We start from the raw sequence: 15,135 nt of genomic DNA, 5'->3' as shown, positions 1-15,135 counted from the left end.
GCGACGGGTCATCCGTCCGAGGACCCATGCCCGCCCTGCTCGCCTTGCCCACCACGCTCGCCCTGCCCACCGCCCACGCGCTCCCCGGGCTCCTCTCCGCCTTCGTCCCGCTCTGGGCCCTGACCGCGGTCGGCTATCTCGCCGGCAGGACGGGGCTGCTCGGCGCGGACGCGGAGGAGGTCCTGGGGCGCTTCGTCTTCAACATCGCCATGCCTGCCGCCCTGTTCACCCTGCTCGCCCGGGCCCCGCTCGCCGGCTTCGTGAACGCCTCGATGCTCGCCTTCGCGGCGGGCACCGCCGTCGCCCTCCTGCTGGGCGCGGTCGCGTCCCGCCGGCTCTTCGACCGCAAGCCCGCCGAACAGGCGGTCGGCGGCCTCGTCGCCGGCTACGTCAACTCCGGCAACCTCGGCATCCCCGTCGCGGCACAGGTCCTGGGCGACGCGTCGCTGGTGGCGCCGGTGATCCTGTTCCAGGTGCTGGTGGTGACGCCCCTGATGCTGGCGGTACTCGGCGCCGGTACGGGCGAGGGCCGCCGGCGGGCCGGGCACGCGCTCTTGGCCCCCGTCCGCAACCCCATCGTGCTGGCCGCCGCCGCGGGTGCCGTCTTCTCGGCCGCGCACTGGCGGCTGCCGGGCGCACTGAACGGCTCCTGCGACCTGCTCGGCCGGGCGGGCGTCCCGACGGCGCTGGTCATGCTGGGTCTGTCGCTGCACGGCCGCGGCCGTCGCCCGGACGCCGGGACGGGTGCCGCCACGTCCCGGGCGGAAGTAGGGGTCGCCGTCCTCCTCAAAACCCTGGTCCAACCGGCGGCGGCCTACGCCACCGGCCGCTTCGCCCTCCACCTCCCGCCCCACCAGCTCCTCGCCACCGTCGTCTGCTCGGCCCTCCCCACCGCGCAGAACGTCTACGTCTACGCGCGCGAGTACGGCGCGGCCACGGCCCTCGCGCGGGACGCGGTGGTCGCCTCGACGCTGGCCTCGATGGCGACGCTGTCGGGATTCGCGCTGCTGCTGGCGCCGGGCGGGTGAGGGGGAGGCGGCCGGGCGACGCGTTCCTCAGCGCGTGGTGAAGGCGCCCCCGTTGACGTGGATCGTCTGCCCGGTGATGTGCCGGGCCCCCGGCGAGGCGAGGAAGTGCGCGGTCCGGGCGATGTCCTCGACCGAGCCCGCGCGCTTGACGTGCGTCTCCTGCACCAGCGCGCGTTCGCGTTCCTCGCTCAGGCCGCCGTGGAAGAAGTCGGTGCCGGCGACGTATCCCGCGGCGATGACGTTGCAGGTGACGCCCTGGGGAGCGAGTTCGGCGGAGAGCGAGGCGTTCCACGCCGCCAGGGCGGCCTTCGCGGCCCCGTAGGCGCCGCCCCTGCGCTCGGCGCCGATCGAACCGATGCTGACGACGGAGCCGCCGCCGGTGAACTTGTCCCGTACCGAGGCCGTGGTGAGCACGGCGGTCAGCAGGTTCTGCGCCAGGTTCTCCTGCCACTGCGCGAGGAGCGCGTCAAGGCCGGAGCCCGCTTCGGCACCCGTCCGGGCCAGCCCTCCGGCGGTGTTGACCAGCACGTCCAGGCTGTCGAGCCGGGCGGCCAGCGCCTCGACCTGTCCCGGATCGGTGGCGTCGCAGACGACGCCGTGCACCCCCAGTTCCCCGGCGGTGCGCTCGACGGTTTCAGGGGTGCGTCCGGTGATGAAGACCTCGGCCCGGTCGGCGGCGAACGCCGCGGCGACAGCCCGGCCGATGCCGCTGGTGCCGCCGGTGATGAGAACGGTGCGGGTCACGGGTTCCTCCTGCTCACTGCTACGTTCAGGACTACGTTTAGATCTAAACGTAACAGTGGACGCAAGCCAAGGGATCACCAGTGGACGCCAACCCGAAAAATCACGCTGCGACCGACGCGGCCGCGGCCGTCTCCGCGGTCCCGGCATCCGGACCGCTCGAACCCGCCCACTCCGCCGCCGAGATCGCCGCGGCCTGGCGCCGGGAACGACCGGGCACACCGACCGGTTCGATCGAGATCGTCACCCCCATCTGGCAGTTGGCGAAGCTCTTCGCGGACGACCGCAACCGGGCTCTCCGGCAGGCGGGAATCGACGCGGCCACCCTCGACCTCCTGTCCGTCATCCGCCGTTCCGGCCCGCCCTACGCCCTCACCACCCGCGAACTCACCCGCCGCACCCTCGTGACCGCCGGGGCCATCTCGCAACGCGTCGCCCGCGCCGAACGCGAGGGGCTCGTCGAACGCACCCCGGGCACCACGGGCCGACGGGCCGTCCTGGTCACCCTCACCCCCGAAGGCCACGCCCTCATCGAGCGTTCCGTCGACACGGTCCTCGGCCGTGAGGCCACCCTCGTCGACGGCCTCTCCGACTCGGAACGCACCACGCTCGTCGACCTCCTGGCCAAGCTGACCGCCGACGTCCGCCACCGCACGACGCGTACGGGGGGCTGAACCGGTACGGGGACTCGCCGTGTTCGCAGAGCCTCGGCTTCAGGTGGGCAAGCCGGGGCCCCCGGGGTGCCGCCCTACACCTCCACGATGCCCGGCGCCTCCACGGCCCCACGGCCCCACGGCCCCACGGCCCCACGAGAGTGTGAACTCGGTTGACAGCCATCGAGACTGTGAAATGATGTGAGCACACAGAAGCGCAGGACTACGCGTCAACTGCAAGTGCCGCTGCGCCTTGTTCACCACCCGATACGGAGACAGAGACGTGAACCGACTCCCTCGCCTCGCCGCGGCGATCGCCGCCGCCGCGCTCGTCGTGACGGCCGCGGGTGCGGCCGAGGCCGATGACGGTCCGGCGCGGTCCGCGATGACCGCGCGTCAGAAGCTCGCGCGCGTGCTGCCCGGTGACGCGCCGCACTTCCCGCTGGAGGTGGTCGACGGGAACGGCAAGGACTTCACCTACATGTGGGGCATGGAGGGCAAGTTGGAGCCCCGCATGGAGGGGATGCTGGATCTACCGAAGCTGCGGGCGGCGACGCAGGTGGACAGCGATGCGGACAACTACTACGACGGGGACGCGTACTACCTCACCACCGACGGCAAAGTGATCCTCGGCAAGCCGCTGGAGGGGGTGCGGCGTCAAGTCGCGTCCGGCTGGGGCGAGTACGACACGTTCTTCTCACCGGGGAACCTGGGCGGGGCGAAGCAGCCGGACATCCTGGTCCGAGACCGTCAGGGAGTGCTCTGGCTCTACCTGGCCAAGGCGGACGGGTCGCTCACCGGCAAGAAGAAGGTGGGCCCGGGCTGGGGGCAGTACACGCAGATCACCGGCAAGGGCGACCTGACGGGCGACGGGAAGACGGACATTGTCGCCCGCGACAAGGACGGGGTGCTCTGGCTCTACAAGGGCACGGGCGACTGGACCAAGCCGTTCCAGGGCCGGACGAGGATCGGCGGCGGCTGGAACCAGTTCAACCTGCTGCACGGCGCCGGCGACACGGACTTCGACGGGCGTACGGACCTGGTGGCCCGCGACAAGTCCGGGGCGCTGTGGCGCTACAAGGGCACGGGCAAGGCGTCCGCACCCTTCGCGCCCAAGGAGAAGATAGGCAACTCCGGCTGGAACCAGTACCGGATCGTCTACTGAGCCCACGAGCCGGAGGGGAATCCGGGGGGCAGGCCGAGGAGGCAGGCCGGGGGGAGCCCGGGGGCGGGCCGGCGCCGACGTACATCAGGAGGGGAACGTCGGCGCAGACCCGCCCCAGGGCCACCGGGGTGCTCAGCCCCGGCCCAAGTGCCGCAGGTAGGCGGCGCGGTTGAGCGGATCGCCGTCCGTCCGGGCCCGGACCGGCGGGGTCCCGGGGCAGGGCAGGTCGTCGGTGGGGGCCGACCACCAGAGCCCCTCGCCCGGGTCAGCGCCGGAAGACGCCGCTCCACCGCCGCCACCCGCCGCACCGGGACGGTGCCCTTGACCAGCCAGGTGCCACGGCCGGGCGCGGTGTCCCGGATCCGGGCCCCCTGCTCGGCGAGGAGCCCGGTCACGGCGCTCAGCGCGTCGGCGGGCACCTCCGCCTCGTAGGCGTGGCACGGCTCGTACACCCGGGTGCCGGCCTCGTCGAGGGCACGCATCAGGACGAGGGGGGTCAGCGACCGGAAATCCGTACCAGTGCTCACCGGGCTGGCGTAGCCGGAGTGGGTGAGGGTGACGACGCAATCGGTGACCGGCCAGCCGTACAGGCCCTGTTCGAGGGTGCGGCGTGTGGTCTCCTCGATGGCGCGGTCGAAGCCGAGGGGGATGGCGCCGAGTTCCGTCTCCCGGCGGAAGGTGACGCCGGAGCCGGGCGCGCCGGGTTCCACGCGGAGCCCGATCGTCGCCCAGAAGGCGAGCGTACGGTGGCGGTCGATGCCCTCGTATGCGGCGCCGGTCCCGGTGGGGCGTTCACGGAAGACCGTGCGGCTCTCCTCGAAGACGGCCTCGACCCCGAACTCCTCGCCGAGAGTGGCCGCGATGATCTCTTTCTGGACCTCGCCGTAGAGCAGAAGGGAGGTGCCGGCGCCGTCCGGCAAGGGGCGGGTGCCGATCAGCGGGTCCTGGTCGGCGAGCGCGGCCAGCGCGGCGTAGAGGCGTGGGGCGTCCTCCGGGCGCCGGGGCCGGACGACCGTCTCCAGGCTCGGCGGGGCGAACCGCGGCACCGTGCCCCCGCCGCTCGTCTCACGCTCGGGCACGGGTCCCAGCCGGTCGCCGACACGGACGCCGGGCAGGCCGCGGAGGCGGGCGATCCCGCCGGGGGTCAGCCGGTGGTCGGTGCCGGGCGGCGCCCCGACGACCTCAAGGGCCGTGATGCGTCCGGCATGTTCGACGGCACTGCCGTCGGGCCCGTGCCGGTGCAGGGTGACGCGGTCGCGGCGGTGCAGGGAGCCGGAGAAGAGGCGGAGGTACGCGGTCTTCTCCCCGTTCGCGCCCCGCTCGATCGCGAACACGGTACCGACGGGGACGTCGGAGTCGGCGGGCAGGGCAGGCGCGACGGACGCATCGGAACCATCGGATGTGGCGGGCGCGACGGACGCGGCGGAGGTGACGGATACGGCGGAGGTCGTGGACACGCCGGACGTGGTGGACGTGACGGACGTGGTGGACGTGACGGACGTGGTGGACGTGACGGAGCCGGCGAACACACGGTCCTCGGCGCCCCGCTCGGGCACGGCCCCGACCGGGAGCCAGCGTGCGATGCCGTCGAGGAGGGCCGTCACGCCCTGTCCCGAGTGGGCGGAGCCGAAGTAGAGGGGGTGCAGCAGGCCACGCGCCGTGTGGTGGGCGAGGCCGGACGAGAGCCGTCCGGCGTCGGGGACGCGGTCCTCGACGAGGTCGGCGAGCAGCGCTTCGTCGTTCTCCGCCAGTGCTTCGGCGACGCGTTCGCGGAAGGCGGGGTCGGCGAAGGAGCCGGGCAGTGTCCGGGCGTTCCGGGTGCCGATGGCGTGGACGGCGTTCATGGGGACGACGCGCGGCGTGAGGCGCGTCCGGATCGCCGACAGCGTCTCGGCCTCGCGCGCTCCCGCCCGGTCGATCTTGTTGACGAAGACCAGGGTGGGCAGTCCGAGCCGGCGCAGGGTCCTCATCAGCACCCGGGTCTGTGCCTGCACTCCCTCGACGGCGGACAGCACGAGCACCGCTCCGTCGAGGACGCCGAGGGCGCGTTCCACCTCGGCGATGAAGTCGCTGTGACCGGGGGTGTCGATGAGGTTGACGTGGAGGCCGTCGACGGTGAACGAGGCCACGGCGGAGCGGATGGTGATGCCGCGCCGGCGCTCGATCTCGCCGGAGTCGGTACGGGTGGTGCCGGCGTCGACGCTGCCGAGCCGGTCGATGACGCCGGTGTCGAACAGCAGGCGCTCGGTGAGGCTGGTCTTACCGGCGTCGACGTGCGCCAGGATGCCGATGTTCAGGAAGCCCCGGGTGGTCGGGGCCGGGCTGGGGGTACGCATCAGGGGAGAAGTCCTCGAAAACGGTCGTCCGGTCGGGGCGCTGGATGTTTCCGAGGGCCTGGCGCATCGTCCGGTCGTCTCCCTTGTGCGGCATGGAATGTGCGCGATGTGGTGCGCGCGGGCCATGGTGCCAGGGGCAGGCGTGGCGCGCGAGGGATTTATGCGTTCCGCAGCCCGGGCGGCGGACGTCGTCGCATGCCGGAACGGCCTGGTCACCGGGTGGCCCGGGCGGGAGGGCCGTGATCTTCGCAGCACTTCCGGCCGAAGTCCACCCCGGGCTTTGTGAATTGGTTCACACCGGCCTCTTGGCCGGGCCCGGTTCCGCGTGCTGTGATCGGAGCAGGCTTGGCTTCCAGCTCGACGGCGCGCTTGGGGAGGGCACTGTGGCGGACACCGCCATGCGGAATTCTGGCTTGACGGAACCATGGGGACCACAGGGGCCGAGCCCGCAGGACGGACCGCTGGAGCGCGCGGTGTGGCGGCTCCGTTCGCGGGCCTGCTGGGAGGACGCCGCCGAGTTGATCGCCCCGCGCGCGGCGACCGACCCCGGTGCCGCGCGGTGGCGTACGGCCGTGCTGATCGAGCGCTGCATGTTCACCGCGGAGGGCTGGAGCGCCGCCGAGGACGCGCTGCGCGCCGCGGAGGCGCTGGCCGCGGACGACGAGGAACGGGGCGCGGCGGCCTGCGAACGCGGGCATCTCGCCTATCTGGCCACCCTTTTGGGGGTACGCGACCGAGCGGACGAAGCACGTTCCGCTCTGGGGCGCGCGGCCGCACTGCTCGCGCCCCACTCACCCGGCCGCCCCCTGCTCGACTTCCGCCGGGGCCTGATCGCCCAGCACCTCTCGGAAAATCCCTCCGACGCCACGGCCGCCTTCCGGCGGGCCCACACGGGGGCGACCGAACAGGGCCACCGGCTGCTGCTCTCGTTCACCTGGCGGCACTTGGCGGCCATGGCCGAGCACGACGGCCGCACCGCCGACGCCCGGCACGGCTACGCCGAGTCGCTGCGCATCCGCGAGGAACTGGGCTACCTGGTGGGGATCGCGCCGGCCCTCGTCTCGCTCGCCGCCGTCCTCCCGGACCCGGCCGAGGCGGCCCGGCTGCGCGAGGAGGCGGGCCGGCTGGTGCGGCTGCTGGGCGGGGTCCCGTCCTGGCTGGTGGACCGGCTGCCCCCGCGCCCGACGGGGACGGCGACGGACACCGCGCACGGCGCGGCGGGCGCGGAAGGCACCTGACCACCCCCGGCGGGCGGGCTCAGTCCGCGGCCCCCGTGTAGTGGCCGCGGACGAGGGCCTCGACGGCCGGCAGGTCGCGGGCGGCGAGCGCGTCGAGCAGGGCGACGTGCTCGGCCGCGTCGGCGACGAGGTCCTCCGTGTGCCGGACCGGGCCGTCGGGGGTCGGCCACTGCGCACGCCGGTGGAGTTCGTCGGTGACGGTGACGAGCTGGCGGTTGCCCCCGAGCCCGAGCAGGGCGCGGTGGAAGGCGCGGTCGGCCTCGGCGTAGGCGGCGCGGTCCCCGCGCCGGGCGACGGCCTCCGCCGTCTCGGCCAGCGGCAGCAGTTCCCGCCAGCGGGTCGCGGGCAGCGTACGGGCCAGCCGGAGCAGGACGGGCACCTCCAGCAGGCCGCGGACCTCGGCGAGTTCCGCCAGGTCGCGGGCGGACCGGCTGGTGACCCGGAAGCCCCGGTTGGGCACCGCCTCGACCGCGCCCTCGGCGACCAGTTGCTGCATGGCCTCCCGGACCGGCGTCGCCGAGACCCCGAACCGCTCGGCCAGCGCGGGGCCCGAGTAGACCTCACCGGGTATGAGCTCCCCACCGACCAGGGCCTTGCGCAGGGCTTCGAGAACCTGGCCGCGCACGGAGTAGCGCGTCGGCATGCGCCGGGCCACCACCCCGACACCGGCCGCCGGCGCGCCGGCGGTCCCGTGCGCGTGCGCGTGGCCGCCATGACCGGGGGCGCCACGACCGTGCTCACCGCGCTCGGCGCGCTCACCGTGCTCGCAGCGGTCGCCGTGCACGTGCTCGCCGCGCGCCCCGGCGCCCTCGGCGAGCGGCAGGCGCGCGGGCGCGGCGGTGCGCGGGTACGGCACCGCCGGGTGGGGTCTGCCCTGCTCCATGAGAGATCCTCCTATGTCTCATTCGAACCATAGGCGGAGGATCCGGCGGCTCAAACCCCGATCGTCACGAAGTAAGGCCCGATCGTCTCGGAACAAGATCGGAACAAGGGATGTCCGGGTCCGTCCCCGGGTGGACGGCCGGCGGCGCACCGGTCGACACGAGCACCACGCGGCACCCTTCGTATCACCCGACCGAGCACAAGCCGATCATCTCCAATCCACTCGAACGGGTGGATTGATTAGAACCCAATTCCCGCGGCGCAGCAGCTCGTTCGAAGAGATACACACCTATCCGTATGTCCTTGGCGTCCATTGGCGGCGAGTTGCCCGGAAACCGCTTGGCGCTCTGGCCGATTCCGTCAGGATGGCGCGCGAAAGGCCGGTACCGCGATGCAAGGGACGCAAGATGAGAGTGACCGACATACCGCTGAATTGGGTATTGCCCAGTGCCGTGGCCCTCGCCGGCGCCGTGGTGGCGGTGACGGTGTTCTCCCGGGGCCGCCACGGCGGTCCGGAGGACGCGACGGCCACGGATTCCTGGGAACGCACCGAGGAACGCAGGAGGCGCAAGGAGGCGCTGTACGGCAGCGCGTCCTACGTCCTCCTCTTCTGCTGCGCGGCGGTGGCCGCCGCCCTCTCCTTCCACGGCCTGGTCGGCTTCGGACGGCAGAACCTGGGTCTGACGGGCGGCTGGGAGTACCTGGTGCCCTTCGGGCTCGACGGCGCCGCCATGTTCTGCTCGGTGCTGGCCGTCCGCGAGGCCAGCCACGGCGACGCGGCGCTCGGCTCCCGCATGCTCGTGTGGACGTTCGCGGGCGCCGCCGCCTGGTTCAACTGGGTGCACGCGCCGCGCGGCATGGACCACGCGGGAGCCCCGCAGTTCTTCGCCGGCATGTCGCTGTCGGCCGCGGTCCTCTTCGACCGCGCGCTCAAGCAGACCCGCCGGGCCGCCCTGCGTGAACAGGGCCTGGTCCCCCGCCCGCTGCCGCAGATCCGAATGGTCCGCTGGCTGCGGGCCCCCCGCGAGACGTTCGGCGCCTGGTCGCTGATGCTGCTGGAGGGCGTACGGACACTGGACGAGGCCGTGGACGAGGTCCGCGAGGACAAGCGGCAGCGCCGCCAGCACCGGCTGCGCCGCCGGGAGGCCGGCAAGCTGGAACGCGCGCGACTGAAGGCGTACAACCGGCAGCACCGCGTGCTGTGGGGACGCGCCCGCGGCGGGCGGCAGGTGGAGGTGACGGCGGTGCCGGCGGCACCCCAGCCGGCGCAGATCGGCTCGCAATCCGGGGCGGACCCTTCCATAACCGAGCAGGAGCAACTCCCCGCACGCGGCCGTCCGCTCCAGGCGGTGAACACGGCGGGCCCGACGAACACCACAGCCGCGTCAGCCACCGCGACCAGCGCGACAAGCCACTCCGGCCCCATCGACCTCACCGCTGAGGACGACACCCAGCCCATCCGGCGGCTCGACTCCCTGGAGGAGAAACTGGCACGCATCGAGCGGCAGTTCGGCTGACCCGTTCGCTCCGGGCGCGTCCACCGGCTCGGAGCGGACGGGCGGCATCGCGGCGCCCTTCAGCCCCTTCCCTGCGCCCCCACCGTCCTCGATCAGCGCCCTTCCGCGGCCAGTTCGAACCACACCGTCTTGCCCGTGCCGTGCGTCCGCACTCCCCAGTCGTCGGCCAGGGCCTGGACGAGCAGCAGACCGCGCCCGGAGGTCGCCGCGCCGGCGCACCGGTCCTCGTCACCGGCGCACCGGCCCTCGTCCGTCCGTGAACCGCCCTCCCGGACCGGTGGCCCGCTCTCGGACGCACGGAGCACCGGACGCCGGGGCAGCGTGTCCCGCACCTCCACGCGCAGCAGCCCCCTGACGACGGCCGACGCGCCACCGCCGAGCACGGCCGTCACCACCGCGCCGCCGTCGGTGTGCACCAGGGCGTTGGTCACGAGCTCGCTCGTCAGCAGCTCGGCGGTCTCCGCCCGGCCGGGCGCGCCCCAGTGGACCAGGAACCGGCGCAGCCCCGCCCGTACCCCCGCGACCGCCGCCAAGTCGTCGCGCCCGAGCCGTCTTTCCCAATAGGGTTCGCCCTCCCCGCCGTTCACCTCATTCCGAGCCGTGACGCCCGCGGACCCTTCCCGACCTTCGCGGCTCCCCGCGCCCACCCAGTGTGCAGTCCGCCGTTTCATTTCCGTTCGCCCCGACCCCTCCCCGGCGCCCCGGCATCGAACAGGCTCACGGCAAATGCATGCCCCGCCTGCACAGAGACGACTCCTGTTGAGTCATCAACATGGTGATAAGGCGGAAATGCGGGGGCCTCTTGTGCGCACGGCACCGGCGGAAGGCGCCGGTATTCGATCTCCGGATACGACAACCGGAGATCGAATGGAAAGGCCGTCCTCCCGTGCTCTCCTACGTCTCCCAGATCGCGGCGGCCGTACGGTCGTCCGCGTACCCTTTGACGCGCAGTTGCGCGTCGGACAGGAACTCGGCCAGTCCCGGCGGCTGCGCGCGCGTGCCCCACCGCTCGGCGAGGGCGTCGGCCAACGCCGGCTCGCCGCGCAGCGGTTCGGCGAGGCCGGCGCTGCAGAGCAGCAGGGCGTCGCCGGGCCGGGCGACCGCCGCCCGGAACCGGAAGGGTTCGGTCGGCACCTCCTCGGGGTCGATCACGGGGGTGGTGCCGGGGGTGGGAATGCCCAGGTCGACGGTGATCCGGTCGTCGCACAGCGCGTCGCCGCCGGGGCCGTCGGCGCCCTGATCGGCGCCTGCCGGGCGCGGCGCCGGGTCGAGGTCCTGCCAGGCGCCCTCACGGAGCCGGAACAGCCCGCCGCCGCCCACGCCGAAGAAGACGCGGGTACGGCACCGGGGGTCGGCCGGCAGCAGGAGGCAGCGCAGGGCGGCGGTGTACTCGGCCGGCGGCAGGCCGAGTTCGGCGGCGCGGGTGCGGAGGCGCCCGTACGAGCGGTCGGTGAGCCGGTGCAGCCCGGAGCGCAGTTCGCCGCGCCGGCCCGCCCGGATGTCCTCCCCCAGCCGGGCGTGGCTGCGCCCGACCGCGCCGCCCAGCCAGGCGCAGATGTCCCGCGCCGCCCGGTGCGCGCCCTCGGCGGCCCGGGCCCCGCTCGCCACGGCGACCAGCAGCACGGCCCCCTCACCGCTCCCGAACCGCGCGGTCAGCAGCGCGTCCCGCCGCGGCTCGCCGCGGTAGCGCGCGGAGTCGCCGCGCAGGGAGACGGCCCGCAGCGTCATGGCGCCATACCGGGCGCCGTCAAGGACGGTGTCGGGTACGAGGTCCTCCAGCCCGCCCGGGTCCGCGGCGGGCCAGGCGGTCGGCTCCGCCTCGTAGGTCGGCGGCCCCTGCCCGACGTACTCCTGCGCCCGGGACCGGACGCCCTCCCGACGCCGCGGCCGGGGCACCTGCGGCACCACGGCGGCCTCCAACGACGCGGCCGACTCACACGCCCCCGGAGGATCGGATGCGAAGGCGCCGAAGGCGCCGGAGGCATCCGGGAGCGAGGGAGGATCGGAGGCGTCCGACAGCCCCGACGCCTCCGGCAGTTCCGGCAGCGCCGCCGACCCTTCCGGCGGGCCGGTGATGGCGTGCGGTGCGGGAACATTGGGGAAGGTGTGGACTTCGGGGACCCGGGTGGTGCCGACGAGCGCGGAGAGGTCGGGCAGGGTGGGGAGTTCGGGGCGAGCGGGGGTGTCGGGGCGGGCGGGGGTGTTGGGGCTGGGGGTGTCCCGGGCGCGAGGAGGGGCTCCGGGCACCCTGGAGGATTCGGGCAGCGCGGGGACCCCGGCCCGCACAGAGGCCCCGGGCCCGGCGGAGGCACCCGGCCTCGTCGGGGCGTCTGGTTGAGCGGGAGTTTCCGGCCGAACGGGGCCTTCTGGTCGCGGAGGGATTTCCGGCCCGGCGGCGGCACCTCGCCGAGCGCGGGCCTCAGCGGAGGCTTCCGGCCGGGCGAAGGCACCCGAGCGATTCGCGGCGTCCGGACCGGGAGGGGCATCAGGGGAGGCTTCCGACCCGGCGGTGTCAGGCCGCCGAGCGAGGCCGCCCGACCCACCGGAAGCTTCCGGCCCGGAGAAAGCATCCGATCGGTTCGGAGCGGCCGGTCCGGCGGCAGCCTCCCGCCGAGGAGAAACTTCCGGCCCGGCGGAGGCGGCCGGCCGCTCGCGGGCCTCCGGCCGGTTTACGCCTTCCGACCCGGTGGGCGCTTCCGGCCAACCGGGGGCATCCGGCCCGGCGGAGACATCCCCTCGCCCGGAAGCCTCCGGCCCAGTGGACGCTTCCGGCCAACGAGGGGCATCCGGCCCGGCGGAGACGTCCCGTCGTGCGGAGGTCTCCTGCCGAGCAGAGCCTTCCGGTCGGGTGGAAACGCCCGGTCCGGTGGGGGCTTCGGATGGCCGGGATGCGGGCGTTGCGCCGGTGGCGTTCGGTCCGCTTCGCGGGCGGTCCGGGGTGCCGTCCGGGGCGGGGGGCGGTGTGGACCGCCTGCCGCCGGTGGGAGGCCGTGCGGAGGCTTCGCGCCGTCCCATGCCGTCACGTCGTCCGGTGCCTTCGCGGGAGGCGGTTCCGGTTCCGTCGCCGTTCATCGGCTGCCCGGCGTCCGGCGTGCGCGGTGTGTCCATCGCCGCACCGCCGGAGGTCCGTGCGGGGCCGGAGGCTTCGGGCGTGCCGGAGTCGAAGCCGTCGGCGTCCGATGGGCCGGCGGCGGCAGGTCCCGGCCGGTTTCCGGTCCTCGTCGGCCGGCCGGTAAAGAGGCCCTCGGGGTCGCCCGGCCGTTCGGCCTCCTCCGCGCGGCCTGAACGACCAGTCGCTGCGGACCGATTGGCGGAGAAGGGCGGGCGGGTCGCCGTCCCCGGCCTGTCGGGGCGGTCAGAGGAATGTGGGGGGCCCGTACGACGGCCCGATGCATCCGTACGCCCGGACCGGTGCGGCCCGTCGGGCCGGTCGCCCGTCTCGCGCCGCTCGCCGGCCCCCCGCGGATCGCTGGTACCCGGCCGGTCGTCGCCACCGCCGCTCGTGAATCGGCCGCCTCCCCCCGAGCGTTCCGGCCTCCCCGGCGGTTGCGTCCGCTCGGCGAGGCGGGACCGGTCGGAGCGGCCGTCCGCCCGGTCCGGGGGCTCGGGCGCCGACGGCGTCGGACGCGCACCGTTCGACGGCGGCGGCACGGACTTTCGACCGAACGTCGCGGGCCCCGGCCGGGTGCCGCGCGGCGGTGCGTTGAGGTCCCAGCGGGAGGCCGCGGACGGCGGCGGTGGAGGCGGGGGTGGTGGAGGTGGAGGAGGCGGCGGGGTGCCGCGGAGCGGGCCGGCCAGGTCGGGGAGCGGGGGCAGCCGGGAGGGGTCCGGGGGCCCGCCGGCGTGGGAGACCGACCAGGCCGCGCGGGCGGGCAGCCCGCTCGGCGGGGGCGCGCCACGGGCCGGACGGCCCGGCGGGCGGGCGGAATTCCGGGGCGGCGGGTCGCCGCCGACGATGGCCGCGGCGGAAGCGAACCGGTCGTCGAGGCTGTCCTCCTCGGCGGCGGCGGCCGGACCGTCCGTGGTCCGGCCGTACAACTCCGCCCACCAGGCGTCCTCTTGTCCCTGATCCCCCAGCTGACTCATGCCCTTATTGTCCACACTGCTGGGTATACGGGAAGAGTGCACGAGGGGCCCCACGCGGCGATGATGGCGGGAGTCGCAACACGGTCGTGGGGAGGGGTGTCACGTGCCCGGTGCCATAGGTCCGGCCGCCGTCGGGGGCCTGGAACGCGGAAGAGCCGCAGGACAGCGCAGGCAGGAGCGGTCGGAGGACCGGTCGGGTGGCCCCGGTGCGGCGGTCGAGGCGGTGACCGGCGCGGCGGCCGTCGCCGACCGTCTGACGGGGCTGCGACGGCGGGCCGTCGAAGAAGTGTGCGCACTGGTGAAGGACCGTCCCTGGGTTGACATCGGCCGCCCCTGGGTTGACACGGGCACCGAACGCCCCGTCCGCCACCGTACGGTCGTCGACCGCGCGGGGAGCCCCTTCCGCGTCCCCGCCCACGCGGCCGCCCGTACGCACCAGGTCCGGACCGCCGACCGCATACCGGCCGAACTGTTCCTCGCGGACCGGAGGGAGGCGCTCCTTGTCCTCCCCTCCGGCAGCGCGGGACCCGCGGCGCTCGTGGTCGGCGCGGGGGAACTGCTGGACTCGCTGACCGCACTGTTCGAGACCGTCTGGCGCGAGGCCAGTCCGCTGCCGTCCGTCGAGGACGCTCCTTTACCGCCCGTCTCCGGCGGCTGCGGCGTCTCCGATATCCCGGACGCCACGGACCTGGCGGTCCTGTCGCTGCTGCTGTCCGGCCTGACCGACGCGAGCGTCGCCAAGCAGCTGGGACTGGGGTTGCGGACGGTGCAGCGGCGGGTGAAGCGGCTGATGGAACTGGCCGGGGTGACGACGCGGCTGCAGCTCGGCTGGAAGGCGGCGGAACGGGGCTGGACGACGGGAGGCCCGGGCCGACCGGGGCGGGAGCGGCTCAGCGGCGGCCGACGGCGGCGCGGAGTTGAGAGGGGGCGCCCCCCGCGGGCGCCCTCACATCCCCGGCAGCCCGTCCTGCACCGGCCGCTCCCCCGCCTCCAGCGCGAGCAGCAGGCGCTTGCGGTCGAGGCCGCCCGCGTAGCCGGTCAGCGACCCGTCCGCGCCGATGACGCGGTGGCACGGGCGCAGCACCAGCAGCGGGTTGGCGCCGATGGCCCCGCCGACCGCGCGGACGGCCGCGCGGGGAGCGCCGACGCGGGCGGCGAGTTCGCCGTAACTGGTGGTCGCGCCGTACGGGACGGCGTCGAGCGCGTCCCACACCCGGCGGCGGAACTCCGTCCCCTCGACGGCGTACTCGAGCGCGAACTCCTTGGTCTCGCCCGCGAAGTAGGCGGCGAGCTGGCGCCGCGCCTCGGCGAAGGCGTCGGGTGCGCGGTGCCAGTCGGGGCGGACGGTGGCGCCGTTGGGCTGGCCGGGGACGGAGAGGGAGGCGAGCGCGGTGCCGCCGGGGGCGGTCGCGGAGGGGCGGCCGGTGAGCAGCAGGGTGCCGAGGGGGCTGTCGATCTCGGTGTACAGCGTCGGGAGCATCGGGTGCCG

11 protein-coding genes are annotated in these 15,135 nt (G+C 74.4%); 5 read left to right on the top strand and 6 right to left on the bottom strand.

Going from position 1 to position 15,135, the window contains the following annotated elements:
- Nucleotides 1–26: 26 nt before the first annotated feature.
- Nucleotides 27–1,028: an AEC family transporter gene (locus ACQEVS_RS26615; RefSeq protein WP_433024260.1), complete on the top strand. Its 1,002-nt coding sequence runs from the start codon at nt 27–29 to the stop codon at nt 1,026–1,028.
- A 27-nt stretch (nt 1,029–1,055) separates the two neighbouring features.
- On the opposite strand, the gene ACQEVS_RS26610 is transcribed toward ACQEVS_RS26615, so the two are convergent.
- Nucleotides 1,056–1,772, bottom strand: coding sequence for an SDR family NAD(P)-dependent oxidoreductase (locus tag ACQEVS_RS26610; RefSeq protein ID WP_433024258.1), 717 nt, complete (start codon nt 1,770–1,772; stop codon nt 1,056–1,058).
- An 80-nt stretch (nt 1,773–1,852) separates the two neighbouring features.
- Here ACQEVS_RS26610 and ACQEVS_RS26605 point away from each other — a divergent pair, with 80 nt between their 5' ends.
- Both ACQEVS_RS26605 and ACQEVS_RS26600 read left to right on the top strand, forming a co-directional pair.
- Nucleotides 1,853–2,443, top strand: a complete 591-nt coding sequence (locus ACQEVS_RS26605; protein ID WP_433024256.1) for a MarR family winged helix-turn-helix transcriptional regulator — start codon at nt 1,853–1,855, stop codon at nt 2,441–2,443.
- 262 nt (nt 2,444–2,705) lie between these two features.
- Nucleotides 2,706–3,587, top strand: a complete 882-nt coding sequence (locus tag ACQEVS_RS26600; RefSeq protein ID WP_433024254.1) for an FG-GAP repeat domain-containing protein — start codon at nt 2,706–2,708, stop codon at nt 3,585–3,587.
- Here ACQEVS_RS26600 and ACQEVS_RS26595 read toward each other — a convergent pair.
- Nucleotides 3,581–5,923 carry a GTP-binding protein gene (locus tag ACQEVS_RS26595; protein ID WP_433024252.1) on the bottom strand — a complete coding sequence of 781 codons (2,343 nt, stop codon included), beginning with the start codon at nt 5,921–5,923 and terminating at the stop codon, nt 3,581–3,583. The genes ACQEVS_RS26600 and ACQEVS_RS26595 overlap by 7 nt on opposite strands.
- Before the next feature lie 398 nt (nt 5,924–6,321).
- Here ACQEVS_RS26595 and ACQEVS_RS26590 point away from each other — a divergent pair, with 398 nt between their 5' ends.
- The gene (locus tag ACQEVS_RS26590) at nt 6,322–7,161 is read left to right on the top strand and encodes a hypothetical protein (RefSeq protein WP_433024250.1); all 840 of its coding nucleotides are present in this window, start codon (nt 6,322–6,324) and stop codon (nt 7,159–7,161) included.
- Between the two features lie 19 nt (nt 7,162–7,180).
- On the opposite strand, the gene ACQEVS_RS26585 is transcribed toward ACQEVS_RS26590, so the two are convergent.
- On the bottom strand, nt 7,181–8,044 hold the full coding sequence (locus ACQEVS_RS26585) for a GntR family transcriptional regulator (protein WP_433024248.1): 864 nt from the start codon (nt 8,042–8,044) through the stop codon (nt 7,181–7,183).
- Between the two features lie 406 nt (nt 8,045–8,450).
- Between ACQEVS_RS26585 and ACQEVS_RS26580 the strand changes: the two genes are divergently transcribed.
- On the top strand, nt 8,451–9,560 hold the full coding sequence (locus ACQEVS_RS26580) for a DUF2637 domain-containing protein (RefSeq protein ID WP_433024246.1): 1,110 nt from the start codon (nt 8,451–8,453) through the stop codon (nt 9,558–9,560).
- Nucleotides 9,561–9,652: 92 nt separating this feature from the next.
- Here ACQEVS_RS26580 and ACQEVS_RS26575 read toward each other — a convergent pair whose 3' ends face one another.
- The 3 genes from ACQEVS_RS26575 to ACQEVS_RS26565 all read right to left on the bottom strand — a co-directional run bounded on the left by ACQEVS_RS26575 (nt 9,653) and on the right by ACQEVS_RS26565 (nt 15,126).
- Nucleotides 9,653–10,231 carry an ATP-binding protein gene (locus tag ACQEVS_RS26575; RefSeq protein ID WP_433024244.1) on the bottom strand — a complete coding sequence of 193 codons (579 nt, stop codon included), beginning with the start codon at nt 10,229–10,231 and terminating at the stop codon, nt 9,653–9,655.
- A 223-nt stretch (nt 10,232–10,454) separates the two neighbouring features.
- On the bottom strand, nt 10,455–11,807 hold the full coding sequence (locus ACQEVS_RS26570) for a protein phosphatase 2C domain-containing protein (protein WP_433024242.1): 1,353 nt from the start codon (nt 11,805–11,807) through the stop codon (nt 10,455–10,457).
- 2,785 nt (nt 11,808–14,592) lie between these two features.
- The gene (locus ACQEVS_RS26565) at nt 14,593–15,126 is read right to left on the bottom strand and encodes a methylated-DNA--[protein]-cysteine S-methyltransferase (protein ID WP_433024240.1); all 534 of its coding nucleotides are present in this window, start codon (nt 15,124–15,126) and stop codon (nt 14,593–14,595) included.
- Between the last annotated feature and the right edge of the window lie 9 nt (nt 15,127–15,135).

This window comes from Streptomyces sp. CA-181903, assembly GCF_050937075.1.
GTDB lineage: Bacteria > Actinomycetota > Actinomycetes > Streptomycetales > Streptomycetaceae > Streptomyces.
This window is presented reverse-complemented; position numbering and strand designations above follow the sequence as displayed.

What these genes read in the sequence shown, in the direction of transcription:
- ACQEVS_RS26615 (WP_433024260.1), top strand. Translation starts at nt 27, where the DNA reads ATGCCCGCCCTGCTCGCCTTGCCCACCACGCTCGCCCTGCCCACCGCC.
- ACQEVS_RS26595 (WP_433024252.1), bottom strand. Translation starts at nt 5,923, where the DNA reads ATGCGTACCCCCAGCCCGGCCCCGACCACCCGGGGCTTCCTGAACATC.
- ACQEVS_RS26590 (WP_433024250.1), top strand. Translation starts at nt 6,322, where the DNA reads ATGCGGAATTCTGGCTTGACGGAACCATGGGGACCACAGGGGCCGAGC.
- ACQEVS_RS26585 (WP_433024248.1), bottom strand. Translation starts at nt 8,044, where the DNA reads ATGGAGCAGGGCAGACCCCACCCGGCGGTGCCGTACCCGCGCACCGCC.
- ACQEVS_RS26580 (WP_433024246.1), top strand. Translation starts at nt 8,451, where the DNA reads ATGAGAGTGACCGACATACCGCTGAATTGGGTATTGCCCAGTGCCGTG.
- ACQEVS_RS26575 (WP_433024244.1), bottom strand. Translation starts at nt 10,231, where the DNA reads ATGAAACGGCGGACTGCACACTGGGTGGGCGCGGGGAGCCGCGAAGGT.
- ACQEVS_RS26565 (WP_433024240.1), bottom strand. Translation starts at nt 15,126, where the DNA reads ATGCTCCCGACGCTGTACACCGAGATCGACAGCCCCCTCGGCACCCTG.